The sequence below is a fragment of the Ensifer sp. genome, from assembly GCF_035999185.1.
In the GTDB taxonomy this organism is placed as follows: domain Bacteria; phylum Pseudomonadota; class Alphaproteobacteria; order Rhizobiales; family Rhizobiaceae; genus Ensifer.
The window spans coordinates 80,893-96,889 of sequence record NZ_DASYHB010000025.1 but is presented as its reverse complement, the minus strand read 5'-3'; the positions used below and the strand labels follow the sequence as shown (position 1 = coordinate 96,889).

General features: G+C 60.9%; 17 protein-coding genes. 1 reads left to right on the top strand and 16 read right to left on the bottom strand.

Translation table 11 applies throughout. From position 1 onward, the window contains the following. The 5 genes from VGO04_RS02655 to VGO04_RS02635 all read right to left on the bottom strand — a co-directional run. Positions 1–864 (bottom strand): zinc-dependent alcohol dehydrogenase (locus VGO04_RS02655; protein ID WP_327494411.1); only part of this gene is annotated, 864 nt, incomplete at its 3' end. Positions 865–874: 10 nt separating this feature from the next. Further along, on the bottom strand, positions 875–1,816 hold the full coding sequence (locus VGO04_RS02650; RefSeq protein WP_327494410.1) for an ABC transporter permease: 942 nt from the start codon (positions 1,814–1,816) through the stop codon (positions 875–877). 7 nt (positions 1,817–1,823) lie between these two features. After that, the gene (locus VGO04_RS02645; protein ID WP_327494409.1) at positions 1,824–3,329 is read right to left on the bottom strand and encodes a sugar ABC transporter ATP-binding protein; all 1,506 of its coding nucleotides are present in this window, start codon (positions 3,327–3,329) and stop codon (positions 1,824–1,826) included. Positions 3,330–3,337: 8 nt separating this feature from the next. After that, entirely contained in the window at positions 3,338–4,303 is a 966-nt protein-coding gene (locus tag VGO04_RS02640; RefSeq protein WP_327494408.1) for an ABC transporter permease, read from the bottom strand. A 78-nt stretch (positions 4,304–4,381) separates the two neighbouring features. Continuing rightward, complete coding sequence (locus tag VGO04_RS02635; protein ID WP_327494406.1) at positions 4,382–5,491, bottom strand: sugar ABC transporter substrate-binding protein; 1,110 nt, start codon at positions 5,489–5,491, stop codon at positions 4,382–4,384. A gap of 273 nt (positions 5,492–5,764) precedes the next feature. On the opposite strand from VGO04_RS02635, the gene VGO04_RS02630 reads away from it, so the two are divergent. Continuing rightward, on the top strand, positions 5,765–6,424 hold the full coding sequence (locus tag VGO04_RS02630) for a TetR/AcrR family transcriptional regulator (protein WP_327494405.1): 660 nt from the start codon (positions 5,765–5,767) through the stop codon (positions 6,422–6,424). A 77-nt stretch (positions 6,425–6,501) separates the two neighbouring features. Here VGO04_RS02630 and VGO04_RS02625 read toward each other — a convergent pair whose 3' ends face one another. The 11 genes from VGO04_RS02625 to solA all read right to left on the bottom strand — a co-directional run bounded on the left by VGO04_RS02625 (position 6,502) and on the right by solA (position 15,992). Beyond that, positions 6,502–7,449 (bottom strand): zinc-binding alcohol dehydrogenase, encoded by a 948-nt coding sequence (locus VGO04_RS02625; RefSeq protein WP_327494404.1) that lies wholly within the window; start codon positions 7,447–7,449, stop codon positions 6,502–6,504. A 127-nt stretch (positions 7,450–7,576) separates the two neighbouring features. Further along, positions 7,577–8,095 carry a VOC family protein gene (locus tag VGO04_RS02620; protein WP_327494403.1) on the bottom strand — a complete coding sequence of 173 codons (519 nt, stop codon included), beginning with the start codon at positions 8,093–8,095 and terminating at the stop codon, positions 7,577–7,579. Between the two features lie 299 nt (positions 8,096–8,394). Continuing rightward, entirely contained in the window at positions 8,395–8,592 is a 198-nt protein-coding gene (locus VGO04_RS02615; protein WP_327494414.1) for a 4-oxalocrotonate tautomerase family protein, read from the bottom strand. Further along, positions 8,579–9,631 carry a trans-3-hydroxy-L-proline dehydratase gene (locus VGO04_RS02610; protein WP_327494402.1) on the bottom strand — a complete coding sequence of 351 codons (1,053 nt, stop codon included), beginning with the start codon at positions 9,629–9,631 and terminating at the stop codon, positions 8,579–8,581. The genes VGO04_RS02615 and VGO04_RS02610 overlap by 14 nt, the downstream gene beginning before the upstream one ends. 46 nt (positions 9,632–9,677) lie before the next feature. Then, positions 9,678–10,400 (bottom strand): amino acid ABC transporter ATP-binding protein, encoded by a 723-nt coding sequence (locus VGO04_RS02605; protein WP_327494401.1) that lies wholly within the window; start codon positions 10,398–10,400, stop codon positions 9,678–9,680. Beyond that, a complete protein-coding gene (locus tag VGO04_RS02600) occupies positions 10,397–11,050 on the bottom strand; it encodes an amino acid ABC transporter permease (RefSeq protein WP_327494400.1) in 654 nt (217 codons plus the stop codon). Before VGO04_RS02600 ends, VGO04_RS02605 begins: the two co-directional genes overlap by 4 nt. Before the next feature lie 9 nt (positions 11,051–11,059). Continuing rightward, entirely contained in the window at positions 11,060–11,722 is a 663-nt protein-coding gene (locus tag VGO04_RS02595; protein WP_327494399.1) for an amino acid ABC transporter permease, read from the bottom strand. Between the two features lie 119 nt (positions 11,723–11,841). Further along, a complete protein-coding gene (locus VGO04_RS02590; RefSeq protein ID WP_327494398.1) occupies positions 11,842–12,663 on the bottom strand; it encodes a transporter substrate-binding domain-containing protein in 822 nt (273 codons plus the stop codon). A 129-nt stretch (positions 12,664–12,792) separates the two neighbouring features. Continuing rightward, positions 12,793–13,710, bottom strand: coding sequence for a bifunctional Delta(1)-pyrroline-2-carboxylate/Delta(1)-piperideine-2-carboxylate reductase (gene lhpI / locus VGO04_RS02585; RefSeq protein ID WP_327494397.1), 918 nt, complete (start codon positions 13,708–13,710; stop codon positions 12,793–12,795). A 2-nt stretch (positions 13,711–13,712) separates the two neighbouring features. Further along, a complete protein-coding gene (gene lhpH / locus VGO04_RS02580) occupies positions 13,713–14,720 on the bottom strand; it encodes a trans-3-hydroxy-L-proline dehydratase (protein WP_327494396.1) in 1,008 nt (335 codons plus the stop codon). Positions 14,721–14,828: 108 nt separating this feature from the next. After that, positions 14,829–15,992, bottom strand: a complete 1,164-nt coding sequence (solA, locus tag VGO04_RS02575) for an N-methyl-L-tryptophan oxidase (protein WP_327494395.1) — start codon at positions 15,990–15,992, stop codon at positions 14,829–14,831. Between the last annotated feature and the right edge of the window lie 5 nt (positions 15,993–15,997).

The following is a 15,997-nucleotide window of genomic DNA, read 5'->3' as shown; positions in this document are numbered from 1 at the left end:
AACAGAACCCTTGAGGCTCCCTTCTTCCAACACCGTCCGCAGGCTGTCGAGAGCTACGGTCTCGCCGGGTGGCGTAATGCCGAAAAAGGCGACATGGCCGCCGCGGCGCGCAAGATCGAACGCCTGTTCGTAGAGCTTCCGATTGCCGACGCTCTCGATCACCAGATCGGCCCCGCGTCCGCCGGTCATCTTTCGAACCACGGCCTTCAGTTCGGTTGGGTCCGACACCGCCGTATCCGCCCCGGCCTCGATCGCCATCCGACAACGGTCCGGCGAAAGGTCGGCGACAATGATCGGCGCAGCGCCGACAAGCCGCATCATCTGCACATGCAGGTTTCCGATTGGTCCGGCACCGAAGATGAGGACCGACTGGCCGAACGTCGCCTGCGCCTTGCGCGCTGCGCGAACGACGCAGGCGACCGGTTCCGTGAGCGCAAGCACCGCATCGGCGATGTCAGTTTCAACCGGGATCGCCAGCCGTGCCGGGACCGCAACATATTCGGCAAAGGCGCCATCCCGACCGATGCCGACCTGCGTGACCTCGGCGCAGTTCAGAACCTCGTTGCGCCGGCACCAGAAACAACTGCCGCAGCCGATGTTGATATCGACCACCACGCGCGCTCCGATGGCAAGGTGGCGGACGTTGGCGCCACGCTCGGAGATCGTACCGCAGAATTCGTGTCCGGGGACGAGCGGAAGCCGATCGACCGCATAATGGCCATTGAAGATATGGATGTCCGTGCCACAGATCCCCGTACGCGCGACCCGGACGAGCACATCGTCCGGTCCGACGCTTGGCATGGCGACCTCCCGAACCTCGAAGCGTTTCGGGGCGGTCAGCACGGCGGCGCGCATGGTCGTCATCGCCACTCTCCTACTTCACGGTGCGCAGCTTGGCGCGATCGATCGTCAGTGCAATGGCGATGATCAACACGATGCCGAAGACGATCTGCTGCCGGGTCGCGTCGATCTCGAAATAGAGCATCGAAGACCGGATGACCGCGACGATCAGGGTGCCGACGACGGTGTTCATCACGCCGCCAACTCCGCCTGTCAAAGGCGTGCCGCCGACCAGCACGGCAACGATGGCCGGAAGCAGGAACCCGTTGGCAATCGTTGGGGCGCCGCCGGAGAGTTTGACCGCAAACAGCAGGCCGGCAATGGATGCAAGCGCACCGGAGATCGCGAAGGCAAGGATCTTGTAACGCGCGACATCGAGACCGGACGCAGCAGCCGCAAGCTCGCCGGCGCCGACCGCCTTGAGAACGCGCCCGAGCGTCGTGCGCCGCTCGATGAAGAGGCAGAGAGCAACGAGCCCGGCGGCAATCAGGAGTTCGTTGGGGACGCCCCAGGTATGGCCGATCATCCAGCCGAAGGTTTCGTTGCGCTGGACGGCATCCATATTGAGCGCGCGCTGGCCCGAAAGCCATTGCGCAACCGAGAAGGCAACCCCGCCGACCGCAAGCGTGGAGATGAAGGACGGGACGAAGAGCCGCGTCGTCACGAAGCCGGAAAGCGTGCCAAGGAGAAAGCCGGCAACGACGCAGAGTACGGCGACCCAGGCACCGAGCGAGGCAAGGTAAACCGAGGCGATGACCGTCACCATGTTCGCCATCGACTGGGCCGACAGGTCGATGCCACCGATATAGATGGCGAAGGTGAGACCGAGCGCCATGATGAAGAGCGGCACGATGTCGCCGGCGATGCCGAGCAGGTTCGCAGGCCGTAGGAAGCCGGGATCGGTGATGCCGACAATGGCGACGAGCACCAGCAGCGTTATCCAGGGAAGGTGCGGTTTGAGGCGCTGAATATCCATTGGTCCCTCAGATCATGAAGTGCAAAAGGTCATAGGGCGTGGGCTTGGAGCCCGGCTCGCAGGCGAACTGTTTCTGGATGCGCCCGTCCTTGACGACGATGATGGTGTGCGAGAGGCCGATGGCCTCTTCCAACGTGTCGGCAACCAGCACGATGCCGACGCCGGCGGCGCTCATAGCGCGGATCATGTCGTAGACATCTTCCTTGGCGCCGATGTCGAGACCGCGCGTCGGATGGTCGAGCAGCATGATGTCGGAACCGGCCGAACGCCACTTGGCCAGAACCACCTTCTGCTGGTTGCCGCCTGAAAGATTGCCGCAATCGGCAAACTCGGAATGGGCCTTGATCGACAGCTTCTTGATCCACTCGCGGGCAAGCGCCCGCTCTTCGCCGACGCGCAGCACACCGGCTCTCGAGCGGTGTTTCATCTGCGACAACGTCATGTTTTCGTAGACATTCATGCCGGCGACGATGCCCTCGATCTTGCGCTCGCGGGGTACATAGCCGACACCGCGAGAAACCGACTGCCGGGGCGAAAGATCGCTCGCATCAGCGCCCTTGAGGCTGAGGCGGCCCGTGGTCGGCGTCAGCATGCCGTAGATCGTTCTGAGGATTGCCTCGCGCCCGGAGCCTTCCGTGCCGACAAGACAAAGCACTTCGCCGGCATGCAGCTTGAGCGAGATGTCATGGATGCGGCCGGGAAGACCCACACGGTCCATCTCGACGAGCGCCTTCGAGGCGTCGAAAGGCTTTTGCAGGTGCTCGCGGTAATATTGCTTGTCGACGTTGCGGCCGACCATCTTGTGCTGGATAGCCTCGGCCGGGACAGCGCCACGGTCGACGACGTCCACGACTTCGCCGTCCTTCATCACATAGATGCGGTCGGAAAGCTCCATCACCTCGTCCATGCGATGCGAGACGAAGATGAAGGAGGCCCGTGTGACCAGTTCCCGGACGAGCTTGAACAGAAGCTGCACCTCTTCCTTTGACAGAACCGAGGTCGGCTCGTCGAGCAGGATGACGAGATCGCCCTCCACGCGCTCCTCGAGCGTCAGCACCTTGGCAAGCTCGACGAGTTGACGTTGGGCAAAGGAGAGCTGCGATGTCACCATCGCCGGATCGATATCGAGCTTCACCTTGGCGAGCTGACGGTTTGCGGCTTTCGCCATAGCCTTCCAGTCGACGAGACCGAAGCGGGTGAACTGCCGTTCGTAGCCGAGGAAGATGTTCTCCATGACGGTCAGGTTCGGGATCAGCGACTGTTCCTGAAACACCATCCCGATGCCCTTCTCCATCGCCTGGCGCGGATTGGCGAAGCGAACGGGCGTTCCGTTGATGAGAACCTTGCCGCCATCGGGCTGGTAGGCGCCATAGATCACCTTCATCAGGGTGGATTTGCCGGCGCCATTCTCCCCCACAAGCCCGACGATCTCGCCGCGCTTGATGTGGAAGTCGATGGCCTTCAGCGCGTGTACGCCGGGGAATTTCTTGTCGACAGCCTTGAGTTCGTACATGGCGTGCCTCACTTGACGAAGGAAAGCATCTTGCGGTCGGTCGAAAGCACGACGGCAAGGATGACCAGCAGGCCGAGCATTCCGTCCTGGATGAAATCGGGCAGGCCGATGACGACCATGCCATTGTCGATGACGTTCACGATCAGCACGCCGACAAGTGCGTTCCAGACACCGCCGATGCCGCCCCAAAGCGCCACGCCACCGACAACAACTGATGTAATGGAGACGAACATGAAGTTCGCGCCGGTCACCGATTCCGCCTGGCCGATGCGCGCGACCACGAGGATTGCGGCAATGGCGTAAAAGACGCCGGCAAGGGCAAAGCCGGTCACGCGGACGCGGGTGACATTGAGACCGGATGCATGCGCGAGATCCTCACCGCCGCCGACGGCATAGAAGTTGCGACCAAGGGTGGTGTGGGTCTGGATGAACCAGGCGACGACAAGGAAAAAGGCAGCGACGTAGACCATCAACGGGAAACCCAACAGGCGTACGGTCAAGAGGCCTCGGAAGGTCGCATCGCCTACTTTCACGATGTCACCGCCGGTGAGCAGGATCGCGCCCCCCGTCCCGACGAAGCCCATCGCAAGGCTCGCCATGAAGGATGGTATCTTGAGTTTCACATGGACCAGCCCGTTGAGCAGCCCGATCAGACCGCCGAGAACGAGGACCAGCGGAATGGCGACCCAGCCGGATGGGGCGAGCGAACCGCCGAAATAGGCAAAGATGAATGCAAAGGCCACGGCCGTGAGAGAGACCGTCCCTTCCATCGAGAGGTCGATCGATCCCATGACGATGATGAAGGTGACGCCGACGGCGACCATGAGTGCCGGCGCTGCCGCAATCGCGATGCGGGCGAAGTTCCGCGAGGAAAAGAAAGTCGGGTTGAGCGCGGTGAAGAAGATCACCAGCGCGAACAGCACCAGGAGCGGCGCCCATTTGATCAAGGTTTCGCGCGATAGGCGACGTGTCACGTCAGACACCCCTCTTTTGGAAAGTCACAAGGGGAACGGGGCGGCTGCACAGAGGCTGCCGCCCAGCTGGTCGAAATTTTAGTACTGGATCTGGCCGTTGGACGGCCCCCAGAAATCCTTCCAGTCGTAGGTCGGAACGGAGTCGAGATATTTGGCCTTGAACTCCGCCGCGTCCTGGGCCGTGACCAGAATGGTCGGGCCGTAGAACTCGCGATGTTCCTTGGGTTCCTCGGATGGCTTGAAGCTGCCGATGGCAGCGTGATAGGCGAGCGCTGCGCTGATACCCCCACCCCAATGCGGATTGGTGAAGACGGTCGCCAACAGTTTGCCGTCCATCACCATCTGCACCGCTTCCGGGTTGCCGTCGTAGGAGACGATCGGCATGTCCTCTATGCCTTCTGCGCGCAGCGCCTCGATGACGCCGTAGGCGATGTTGTCGTTGGCGCAGTGCACGCCCTTGATCTTGTCGCCGTAGCGGGTCAGGAAGGAAGCCATAAGGGCGGCGCCCTTCTGCGTATCCCAATCGGCCGGTTGCGCGTCGAGCAACTCGATATTCGGGAAATCCTTGAGCGCGTTCTTGAGGCCGTTCAGGCGCTCGACCGCCGGGTTGTTGGCAGCGATGCCGCCGAGGTGAACCACTCCGCCTTCGCCCCCCATGGCTTCGAACAGAATGCGCGCCGTCTGCTCGGCGGGCTTTTCATCCGACCAGGTCATATGGGAAACGTAGTTGTCGCCGAAGTCCCAGGGATGCAGGTCGTCGGTCTTGTTCCAGATCGTGGAGACATAAGCACCGGCCGCCTGAACGGCCTCGACGACAGGCCTTGCGTTGGGGCTGTCATTAGCATCGCAGGCAATCGCGCAATTGCCGTTGTTCTTGGCAAGAAACGCCTTGATGTCGGCGAGCGACTTTTCCGTCGACCCCTCATTGATCAGGCTGACGAGCGCGCTCTTCGGCTTGCCGAGCGTTTCCACGAAAGCTTCACCGCCAGAAACGACCGAATTCCAGTAGGCGGACGCCCTGTCGCGATAGCTCCAGGCAATCGCCGGATCCGTAAGTGCAGCCTGCGCCGTGCCACGGCCGAACGCCATCGGTACCGTCATGGCGCCGACGCCGGCGGCAGCGGCAAACAAGAAGTTGCGACGACTTACCGTCTCGCGCTCGATAAAATCCTTAATAAAGGTCGACATGCCAATCCTCCCATATCCTCGGTGAGCGTTCCCCGTCCCACACGGGTTGAAAATGCAGGCTCGCAGGTGGCGGCGAACGCTTGTCGCCCTGGCCTCCTCCGGCCTCGTCAATCCCACTTAACGCACTAACTAGTTACTTCTTTACAAAACCTCGAGTCAAGTGCTTTTAATAGGCGCAGGCGCCGGACGATCTGACGAACCGCTTTGACGGATCAGCTTTCCGGCGTGTATGACAGGCAGCGCAGCAGGCGCGCGGGCGACGGAGGAAGGGCTTTGAGCATCACGAACGAAGAGGCGGAGAAATCTGCCCGAAAGCCACGCATCAGAGACGCCGAGGCAACGAAGGCGCGCATTCTGGACGCGGCAAAAAAAGAGTTTGCAAAGAATGGCTTGGGAGGCGCGCGGGTCGACGTGATCGCCGAGAAGGCCAACGCCAACAAGCGTATGATCTACCACTATTTCGAGAGCAAGGAGCGGCTGTTCCAGACCGTTCTCGAAGATGCCTATATCGACATCCGCACGGCTGAACAAAAGCTCAAGCTCGACGACCTGGAGCCGAAAGCGGCCCTTGCCAAGCTCGTCCAGTTTACCTGGGAATACTACCTGAAGAACCCGGAGTTCATCACGCTCGTCAACAGCGAGAACCTTCATCGCGCCAAGCATTTGAAGAAGTCCGAGGTCATCAAGGCTGCCAGCCGCAAGTTCGTCAACATGGTCGGCGACATTCTCGATCGCGGCGCAGCACAGGGTGTTTTTCGACCGGGCGTCGATCCCGTGCAGCTCAACATCACCATTGCCGCGATCGGCTACTACTACCTGACCAACCGCTTCACCGGATCGATCATTTTCGAACGTGATCTCATGGCCAAGGAAGCGATCGACGAACGTCTGCAGTTCAATGTCGACACGATCATGCGACTGGTATGCGCCTAGAGCACGCGCGACGCTCCAGCGCGTCGCGCCAGGCACATAGATATGCGATAGCCGGGCGATGACGGCCCGGCGCTCCGTTAGGTCCAATCGATAATGATGAAGGGCTCTTCGATCGCGCGACGCGCAATATCCGCATAGAGCGACGCCGGATCGCCTGGCGTCACGTGGCGGATCAGGCCTTCAACCTCGATCAGCCCCTCGGACAGCCATTCGAGCGCGCGTGAGAAGCCGCCGAAGATGCTGTGCGGCGCATTGTTGTACCCTTCGAGCAGTTCTTCCCAAACGAAGTCGCGGCCGAGGATCGGGACCTCCCATTCCCAGCCGGAACGCAGCGTCACCAGATTGAAGAAGACCGCCTGCATGAGCTCGTGCGCCGAGATTTCGGTCGCCCGCCTCCAGGGAACGCCGACCATGACGACTTCGCCAAGCTTGCGAACAAGACGGCAAGCATCGACGATGGCAGCCTCGTGGCCGGAGCAATCGACGACGAGGGCGACTTTTCCGATAAGGTCCGAAGCGTCACCGATTGACGCTCGGCAATCGGCAATCCCGCTTCGCCCGGCCTGGGCGCGCCTGACCGGATCCGGATCGACCACCGTCACGCGGTAGCCGCCGATCGCAAAGAGATGCGCGGCAAGGAAGCCAACCGGCCCGGCGCCCGAAATGAGCACGCGGTCCCCCGGACGGGCCTTCGTTGTCATCAGGCTCGTCATCGACACCCCCATCAAGCGGGCGAGGACGGCGCGATCTGGGGACAATCCGTCCGGCAACGCCAGGGTATATCGGGCATCGTGGGTTTGCGTCGCACGATGCTGCCCCATCGCAAAGCGCCGGTCACCGACGCTCACATCATCGACATCCTCTCCGATTTCCGTCACCTCGAACACAGCCGCATAGCCCGGCCGGATCGGAAACACCTCACCATTGGCCCAGCCGAGCTCCGTGCCCTGACTGATCAGAGTAAAGAGCGTTCGCCCACGGATCTGACCGGGCAGCAGCGCACCGTCTTCGTAGTTGCCAAGCACAAAGGTTTGCTTCGCACTTATCAGGATTTCTTGAGGCACAGCTCTCCTTTCCGGCATTTGGGCCAGTGGTTGCATGTCTTTGATATCAGTTGACCGCCGGCAAGGTGCCGCGACGGCGACCCGGAATTCAGCTTCCGCTGATGGGTGACCACTGCCGTGGGCCGCCTGCACTTTCGTATCCGAGCGGCCCCGGCATGCTGACGATCTCCAGGAATTGCCCCCAGGGAGCTTTCAGATAGAGCCAGGTGAGCCCGGCCATCGCACCGTTTTCGACGAGGGTAGGCCCTTCCAGCACCTCGACGCCGTCGGCACGCAACCGTTCGGCCGCACGCTCGCAATCGTCGACCTCGAAGGCCATGTGAAACCCACCGGTCTGGCTGTTGCGCTTCAACGGTTCTTCGTCTCCGGCCTCCCCGGAATATTGGAATATCTCGAGGTTGGTGCCGTTCCCGACCCTCAGGACCTTGATGTTCTCTATCCGCCTGCCCGCTGGAACGCCCAGTCGCCGAAGCATGAAGGCGTCATCCGCCTCCACCCTGCCCGTTTCGAGGCAGGTCACCGCACCGAAGACCGTCTCGAAAAATCGGACGGCCTCTTCAAGGTCTGGCACGGTGAATCCCACATGCTGCATCCCGTAGATCTGCACTCGAACCTCCCAATCCGCGACGCCCATCCGTCAATTAATTATGTAACTAGTTAGTTATTTTAGAGTCAAGAGGGGGGAACCGCAGATCGATTTGGGCAGCTCGGAAAACGTTACCGATTGTTGAGCGGACACGACCCCCGACAGGGCGAAACATGCCTCTGCGCGGAAACCATTTGAGCGCTCGAACCTCATGCGCTTTTCCGGCGGTGGCGTGATCTTGCCTCTTACAAGCCAGGGGCGTGCTAGGCGCGATCTTGGCGCAGCTCGCTGCCCCAAATCAACGGATGTGCGACTGAGCCTCAGCTCCCGGCGGGTGCACCTGCGAGCGGCTCACCAGCAACAAACCATGCATCGCCGGGAACTTCGACAAACAACACCGTTGTCGCTTCCGGATTGATTCCGCCCACTCGTTCGAGTGTCTCGGTGATGGCTTTCGCAAGCTCAGCCTTCGTCTTCGCGCTGCGGCCGGGAAAGAGCTCGACTTTAACGATCGGCATCAAGATCACCCTGCTCGCTCATTGGCCAGGTATCGGCGACACGGTATCCGGCTTGGAAGGGATCTGACGGATCGACCATCAGTTGCTTCGTACCAACCACCCAGGCACGACCCGAAATGATCGGACTGATCCCGGTCTTGCCGTTGATGTCCCTCTCATCATCGAAGCTGCAATGAAACTCGGTGTCCAGCAGCGACGTGCTCACAAACATCTCGCCGGGCTTCATCAGTCCCTTGGCATGAAGGACCGCCATCCGGGCTGAGGTACCCGTGCCGCATGGCGAACGGTCGATCTTACCCGGCCTAATCGTAACGGCGTTCTTGCCATGCAGAACGCCGTCCTTTCTGGCCACCGGATTGGTGAACTGGCAGAAGGAAATGCCGCTCCAGTCGTTGAATGGGTGCTTGAAACCGAGTTGCTCGTTGGCGGCAACGGTAATCGCCATCCCCAAACGGACAATATCGCGAGCCTCGCTGGGGTCGAGCCTAAGGCCCGTCGCAGCGGCATCGACGATAACGAAGCTGTCGCCGCCATAGGCCGTATCGACGGTCAGCGTCCCCACCCCCTCGACTTCAATCTTCGCATCGAGCTTGTCGGCGAAGGAGGGCACGTTGCGCACGCGTATGCGCTCCGCCTTGCCGTTTCGGCACTCGGCCTCCACTTCGATCAGACCGCCGGGCGCCTCAAGCACAATGCGTGTTGTCGGTTCCTCCATCGGAATGATCCCCGTGTCGAGGAGAACGGTCGAAACGCACATGGAGTTCGAACCTGACATCGGCGGGGTGTCCGCGGGCTCCATGATGATCCAGCCGAACTGCGCCTTCGGGTTCTTCGGCGGCACCAGCAGGTTGACGTGTCGGAAGACACCACCGCGCGGCTCGTTGAGGACAAAGTTTCGCAGTGTCTCGTCTTCCGCAATCCAGCGAGACTGCTCCCAGATGGTCGCCCCCGGTGGCGGTGCAACGCCACCGACGATGACATCGCCGACCTCACCTTCGGCATGGCAGCTGACGACATGTACGATTTTGGATGAGCGCAATTTCACATTCCTCGATTGCTTGAGAAGCCGAATGGTCGGCGGCTTTTCACGTCGACGACTTCAGAAAGGCTGCCGTTTCCGGCTTCTCAGGGCTCTCGAAAATCTGCTCCGGCGTGCCGATCTCGTGAATGCGCCCTTCGCGGAAGAAGGCGACGCGATCCGACACTTCGCGGGCAAAGCGCATCTCGTGCGTGACGACGATCATCGTCATGCCTTCCTTCGACAGCATGCGCATCGTGTCGAGCACTTCGCCGACAAGCTGCGGATCGAGCGCGGAGGTGACCTCGTCGAAGAGCATGTAGTCCGGAGACATCGCAAGAGCCCTCGCGATCGCCATGCGCTGCTGCTGGCCGCCGGAAAGCCGGGAGGGAAACACGCCGATCTTTTCCTTCAAGCCGACATGCGAGAGCTGCTCGATCGCGATCGCTTCAGCCTCCTCCTTCGACTTGCCGAGGACTTTTCTCGGAGCAAGCGTCACGTTTTCCAGCACCGTCAGGTGCGGAAAGGCGTTCCACTGCTGAAAGACGATGCCGATGCGACGGCGAAGCTTGTTGAGGTCGGTCGCCTTGGCGTGAACCTCGACGCCATCGACCGTGATCCGACCCTGCAGAATGCCCTCAAGACCGTTGATGCACATCAGCATCGTCGACTTGCCGGAACCCGAACCGCCGATCATCGACAGGACTTCGCCCTTCTTGACCGACAGATCAACACCTTTCAGCACATGCAACGCGCCGAATTGTTTGTGAACGTTCTCAATGGCAATCATTGTGTGCCCCACTTCTTCTCAAGTTGATTGCCGAGTCTGGCGATTGGAAAGCTCATCACGAAGTAGATGAGCCCGGTGATACCGAGGATCAGGAGCGGCTCCTGAACGCGTGACGTGACGATCTGAGAACTGCGCAGCAGCTCGACGATGCCGATCCACAGAACGAGTGCCGTGTCCTTCATCACGCCGAGCGTGAGCCCGATCCAGCTTGGAAAGACGACACGGGTGGCGATCGGCAACGTGATCGACGTCAGTTCCTGTCGCCAGCTGAGGCCGAGGGACCGGGCTGCCCGGCGTGTTGTCTGCGGCACGGCGTCGACACCGCTTCGGACAATCTCGGTGCAGAAGGCGGAGGCGTAGATCCCTAGGCATATGCACCCGACGGTGAAGGTCGGCCAGTTGAGCTTCAGCATGCTGTTGAACGAATTGAACAACACGAGCTGGATAAGCAGCGGAACCGACCGGAAGACGTCGAGGACGGCACCGAGCGAATTGCCGATCCACCCGGGAGCGCTAGCCCGGACAAGACCGAAGAGGACGCCAAGAACCGTGCCAATGACGACGGCGAGAAGGGTGATTGAAAGCGTGGTCACGGCCCCCGACAACAGGAAGAGGAAGTCGCCCCACGAAAATGATCCACCGAAATACATCGTGGCCTCCTAGTATCGGAACAAGCGCCAGGCCACGACGCGCGCCGACAGCGTAAAGGCCTTGGAAATGAGGTAGTAGAGGCATGCGGCGACGAAGAAATACTCGAAGGTCCTGTAGGTCACGACGTTGAGTTCCTGTGTGACGCCGGTGAGATCGGTGGTCAGGCCGACAATGACGCCAAGCGAGCTCATCAGGACGGACCACACCATCTGGTTGGTCATCGCGTGAAACACCGCGCGCAGCATCTGCGGGATGACGATATGCCACTGGGTCTGCACGGCTCCCATGCCAAGGGAGCGCGCCGCCCGCGTTTGTGTCTCGGGAACGGCTGCGAAGCCGCCGCGGAACGTCTCGGCGAGATAGCCGGCATTGTTGAACGTGATGCCGAGCAACAGCGCGGCGTACGAGCCAACCTGCAGGCCGAGCGAGCCCAGGCCAAAAAAGAGCATATAGATCTGGAAGAGCGCCGGCGTGTTTCTGGCGGTCTCGATCCACATGTCAGCCGGCAGGGACAGATAGGTTTTGCCGGATCGTTTGGCGAGAGCCAGGAAGATGGCGAGGATCGTTCCGAGCAGCATGGCGAGGCCCGCAATCTCGATCGTCTGCAGAGCGCCCCACAGCATCTCGGGAAGCGAGCGCAGGACCGGCCTCCACTGAAATTGATAGTCCATTTTCGACCTCATTCTCTGCAAGCGCTGGCCGGTCGCGGCCATGCGCACAAAGAGGAATTCACGAGGAGGCACCCGATCGATCGTGATCGGGCGCCGTGGTCAGATGAAACGCATCGTCGTTAGCGATAGACGCCCGGAACGGTGAGATCGGGCGTCGCGCCGACGTCATCGCCAATCCACTTCTTGTAGAGTTCGGCGTAGCGGCCGGAGCGTACCTGGCGGTTCAGGAACAGGTTGACGTAATTGAGCCAGCCCTGCTCCTGGCGCTTGACGATCAGCGCGCAGTAGTCGGCATCGACAGGCGCAGGCCCGACGACCTTCAGGCCCGGATACTTGCCGGATTCGATGATTGCCGCTGCAATCGTGGAAGTCGTGTAGGTCGCGTCGATGCGCTTCTGACCGAGCGCCAGAAACGTGTCCGACTGGGTCTGGAACGTCAGCATCTTCGACGCGGGGTCGTTCTTCTTCTCGACCTCCTTGGCAAGCGCGAGCGTCTCATAGGCGCCGGCCGGACCGCCCACCGTGTGTCCCTTGATGTCGTCAGGGGCCTTGATGCCCGAATCCTGGCGCGCCAGGACGATGGTCTCGAAAACGAAATAAGGGATCGAGAAGCCCACGGTCTTTGCGCGCTCCAGCGTATCGGAGGCAACGGCGACCGCAACGTCGGCGCGGCCGGACAGGATTGCCGGGATGCGGTCGTTTTCCGGCGTATCGACGATCTCGACCTCGACGCCGAGCGCCTTGCCGAGGTCATTGCAGTAGTCGACGTCGAAGCCGATCGGATTGTTGTCGGCGTCGCGCGAACCGTTCGGCGGGAAGTCGAGCTGAACCGCGCAACGAAGCTTGCCGGCGCTGATGATGTCGTCGAGCTGGTCTGCATGGGCAGCCGTGCCGCAGATCGTTGCAGCGGCGAAAGCCATGAGCGGGATGAGTTTTTTCATTTCCAGTTCCTCTCTTTGTTATAATTTTCGAATATCGACTATCGTATACGATTCTTGCGATGAGCCTTTTGCCGCAAACGGGCCAGCGCACGACCGCATCAGGATATCGTATACGATAGTCTATTGGAGTCAATGTTGCTCAGACGCGCCTGCGGCAATCGCGGTGCGGGCCACCCGACAGGCCGCGAGATCCCACGCCGCGCAACCGACGCTCTTGAAAAAGACTGGCCCATTGATGCTCGCCCTGCCCTCAAGCACGTCGCCAAGCGAGATCACTTTGGCCCAGTCGACGCCGGCCTGGATGAGGTCGCCCGCCTCGTGGCGCGCTCCAGCCGGATCGTCGACGATGGGCGTGCTTGCACGCACCGTGTCGCGGTCAACCTCGGCTGCATCAGGCGTGAACGCCCCTACCCCCACAACGAGCCGATCTTTGGTCGCCGCCTCCGTATAGACAGGCGACTTGCTCGTGGTCAGCGTAACGACAACGTCGACGCCGGACCAAGTGCGATCCGTGAACGGTCGAACGCCGGAGGAAGTGTGCCTGGCGCAAAACCGCGTCTCCTCCTCCCGGGATATACCGGCAACGACGAGCTCGGCGTCCGGAAAATAAGCCGAAAACGCTTGCGCATGGGTCGATGCCTGCTTTCCGGTACCGATGATGGCGATGCGTTTGGGTGGCGTTGCCCGGAGCCGGCTGATCGCCAGCAACGTTATCGCCGCTGTCCTTCGACCGGTCACCGTCGGACCATCAAGGGCAAACAGGGAGACCCCGGTCACCGCGTCATAGGCAACGACTTCGCCGTTGATCGTCGGCAGACCCTTTGAAACGTTCCCCGGGCAAACATTGACCAGCTTGTGGCTTGCCATATCCTCAGCGCTTGCCGGCATGGAAAGCATCACGCCACCGTCCGCCAGGGGAATGACCAGCCGCTCCGGGCTTGCGATCTTTCCTGCCGCATATTCCGCCACGGTTCTATCGAGCTCTTTCACGAGCAAGTCGAAGGAAAGCAGGTTTTCCGTAGCCTCTGCGTCGAACCTCTTGATCATGGTCAGGCCACCAGAAAGCCGAACGTCAGCGGGTCGGCTTCGTCGATCACCCAATTGGCGAAACCGCAGATGTGCGCGTTCCCCTCCACTTCCGGGATGATCGCATCGAAGTCGCCGACCTTCGCTTCAGAAAACACGCGCCCTCTGAAGATCGTGCCGATGATCGATTCATTGACGAGCGTGTCGGCGGCGCCCATCTCGCCGCGCAGGTAGAGCTGCGCCACACGGCCGGCCGTACCGGATCCCGTTGGCGAACGATCGACAGCGCGATCGGCATAGACGCAGCAGTTTGCCTGCGTGGACCCCTCGTGACGCGGATCGCCATAGACCATGACGCCGTAGACGTTGTTGAACTCCGGGATTTCGGGATGCACGAACGGCATCTTGGCGTTTACGGCGGCCTTGATTTCGTAGCCGAGTTGCATGACGCGCTGCGCATCGTGCTCGCGGATTTCGACGCCGAGCTTTCTGCCGTCCACATAAAAATACGTCGCGCCGCCGTAGGCGACATCGCCCGTCACCGTGCCGAAGGTCGGCGTTTCAACCGTCACATCACGGCTGAAGATGAACGAAGGGACGTTGACGAAGCGGACCGACCCGACGCGTTCACCGTCCCATTGGACATAGGCCTCGATGAAGCCGCATGGCGCATCGATGCCGACCTTCGTCTCCGGCACCTTCCGCTCGATCCAGCCGAGCTCGACTGCAGCGGTTGCGAGAGCAATGACACCGTGACCACAGTGGGGGCTGTAGCCGATGTTGTTGAGGAAGATCACACCGAAATCAGCCTCGGGACTGACCGGCTCGGTCAGATAGCCCCCGTAGAGATCCTTGTGGCCACGGGGCTCGAGCAGCACGGCGCAGCGATAGTGATCCGCATTCTGCTCGAGCCAGGTGATGCGCTCGACGATGGTCTTTCCCGGTATCTTGGGCAGTCCTTGAGTGACCAGGCGGAAGGTCTCGCCGCAGGTGTGCAGCTCGACTGTGGTCAGGAACCGATCGTACTTCATGTTTCTCCCTCTTGCAGACGGTGAAGGCCGTTTCATATCTATTTTCAGATATCGTATACGATCTACGATGTGAGTCAAGCCGCTTTTGTCGGCATTTGCTTTCGTTGTTTACCGGGGCAGCTTGTTGGCGGCGAACCGGGCCAGGTTGAACGCCGAGAGGTCAATGACCGGACGATCCGCAAACAGCCCTGCTACGGCCTCGCCAATACCCAACGCATGCTTGAAACCATGGCCCGAACACGCAGAGACCAGGAACAGGCCCGGGATTTGCGGATGCCAGTCGAGAATGAAGCCGTGATCCGGCGTCGACGTGTAGAAGCAGGGCTGCGAGCTGTGCAGTTGCCTGGAAACGCCCGCGAAGAACGGCTGGACGTGACGATCGTAAAAATCGTCGCCGGAAAGGCCATCGGGGCCGTCAGCCTCCGTATCGGCCACGAAGAATTTCAAAGCTCCTTCCGCTGCTTCCAGCGGGAAAACCGTTGCACATTCGCCGCCAACGCTCTTACGAAACCACATCAGGGTCGGAAATTTTCCTGTCCGATAGGCAGGCTCGTCGGACGCCCTGAAGCTGAAGGTTCTTTGCCGGGTCACCGACAAAAGATCGCCGGACTGCCCGCCGAGTAGCGATCCCAACCATCGGCCGGCAGCGACGACCACTTTTCGTGCGCGAATGCGGATGCCGCCCGCCTCCACTTCGACGCCGCCGTCGAGCGGAGAGATCCGGTTGACGGCGGTATTCTCGAAAATCTCGGCGCCCGCTTCTCTTGCAAGCGCGATCTGCAGGTTCAACAGGGGCTCCGGTCGGATGAAACCGGAGGCCGGTTCAAAATAACCGACCTCATCCTTGTCCAAGCCGACAAGCTGCGGATAGCGCTGCCGCAAATCATTGGATGACAAGAGCTGGTGCTCGATGCCATTGGCTTTGGCGATCTCGACGGTATCGCGCAGAAAGCTGGAACGCCCGGCAGCGTCCGATCCGACAATCAACGTTCCGGTTCGCCCAACAAGACCGACCCCGTGCCGTCGTTCAAGATCGCTCAGAAGCGCATTCGAGCGGCGGACGAAGTGAAGGTAGGCGGGCCCCTCGGCGACAGCCTCTCTCGTCACGCGGTAGCCGCCATGGCTCGCGCCAAGGGTATGCGGCGGGCTGTACTGGTCGATGCCGACGACTTTCGCATCGGAACGGGCGAGAAAGTAAAGCGTCGATGCCCCCATCGCCCCAAGGCCAATCACCGCATAGTCGACGTCAAGGACAGTCCGGTCGGTGCTCATGGCAA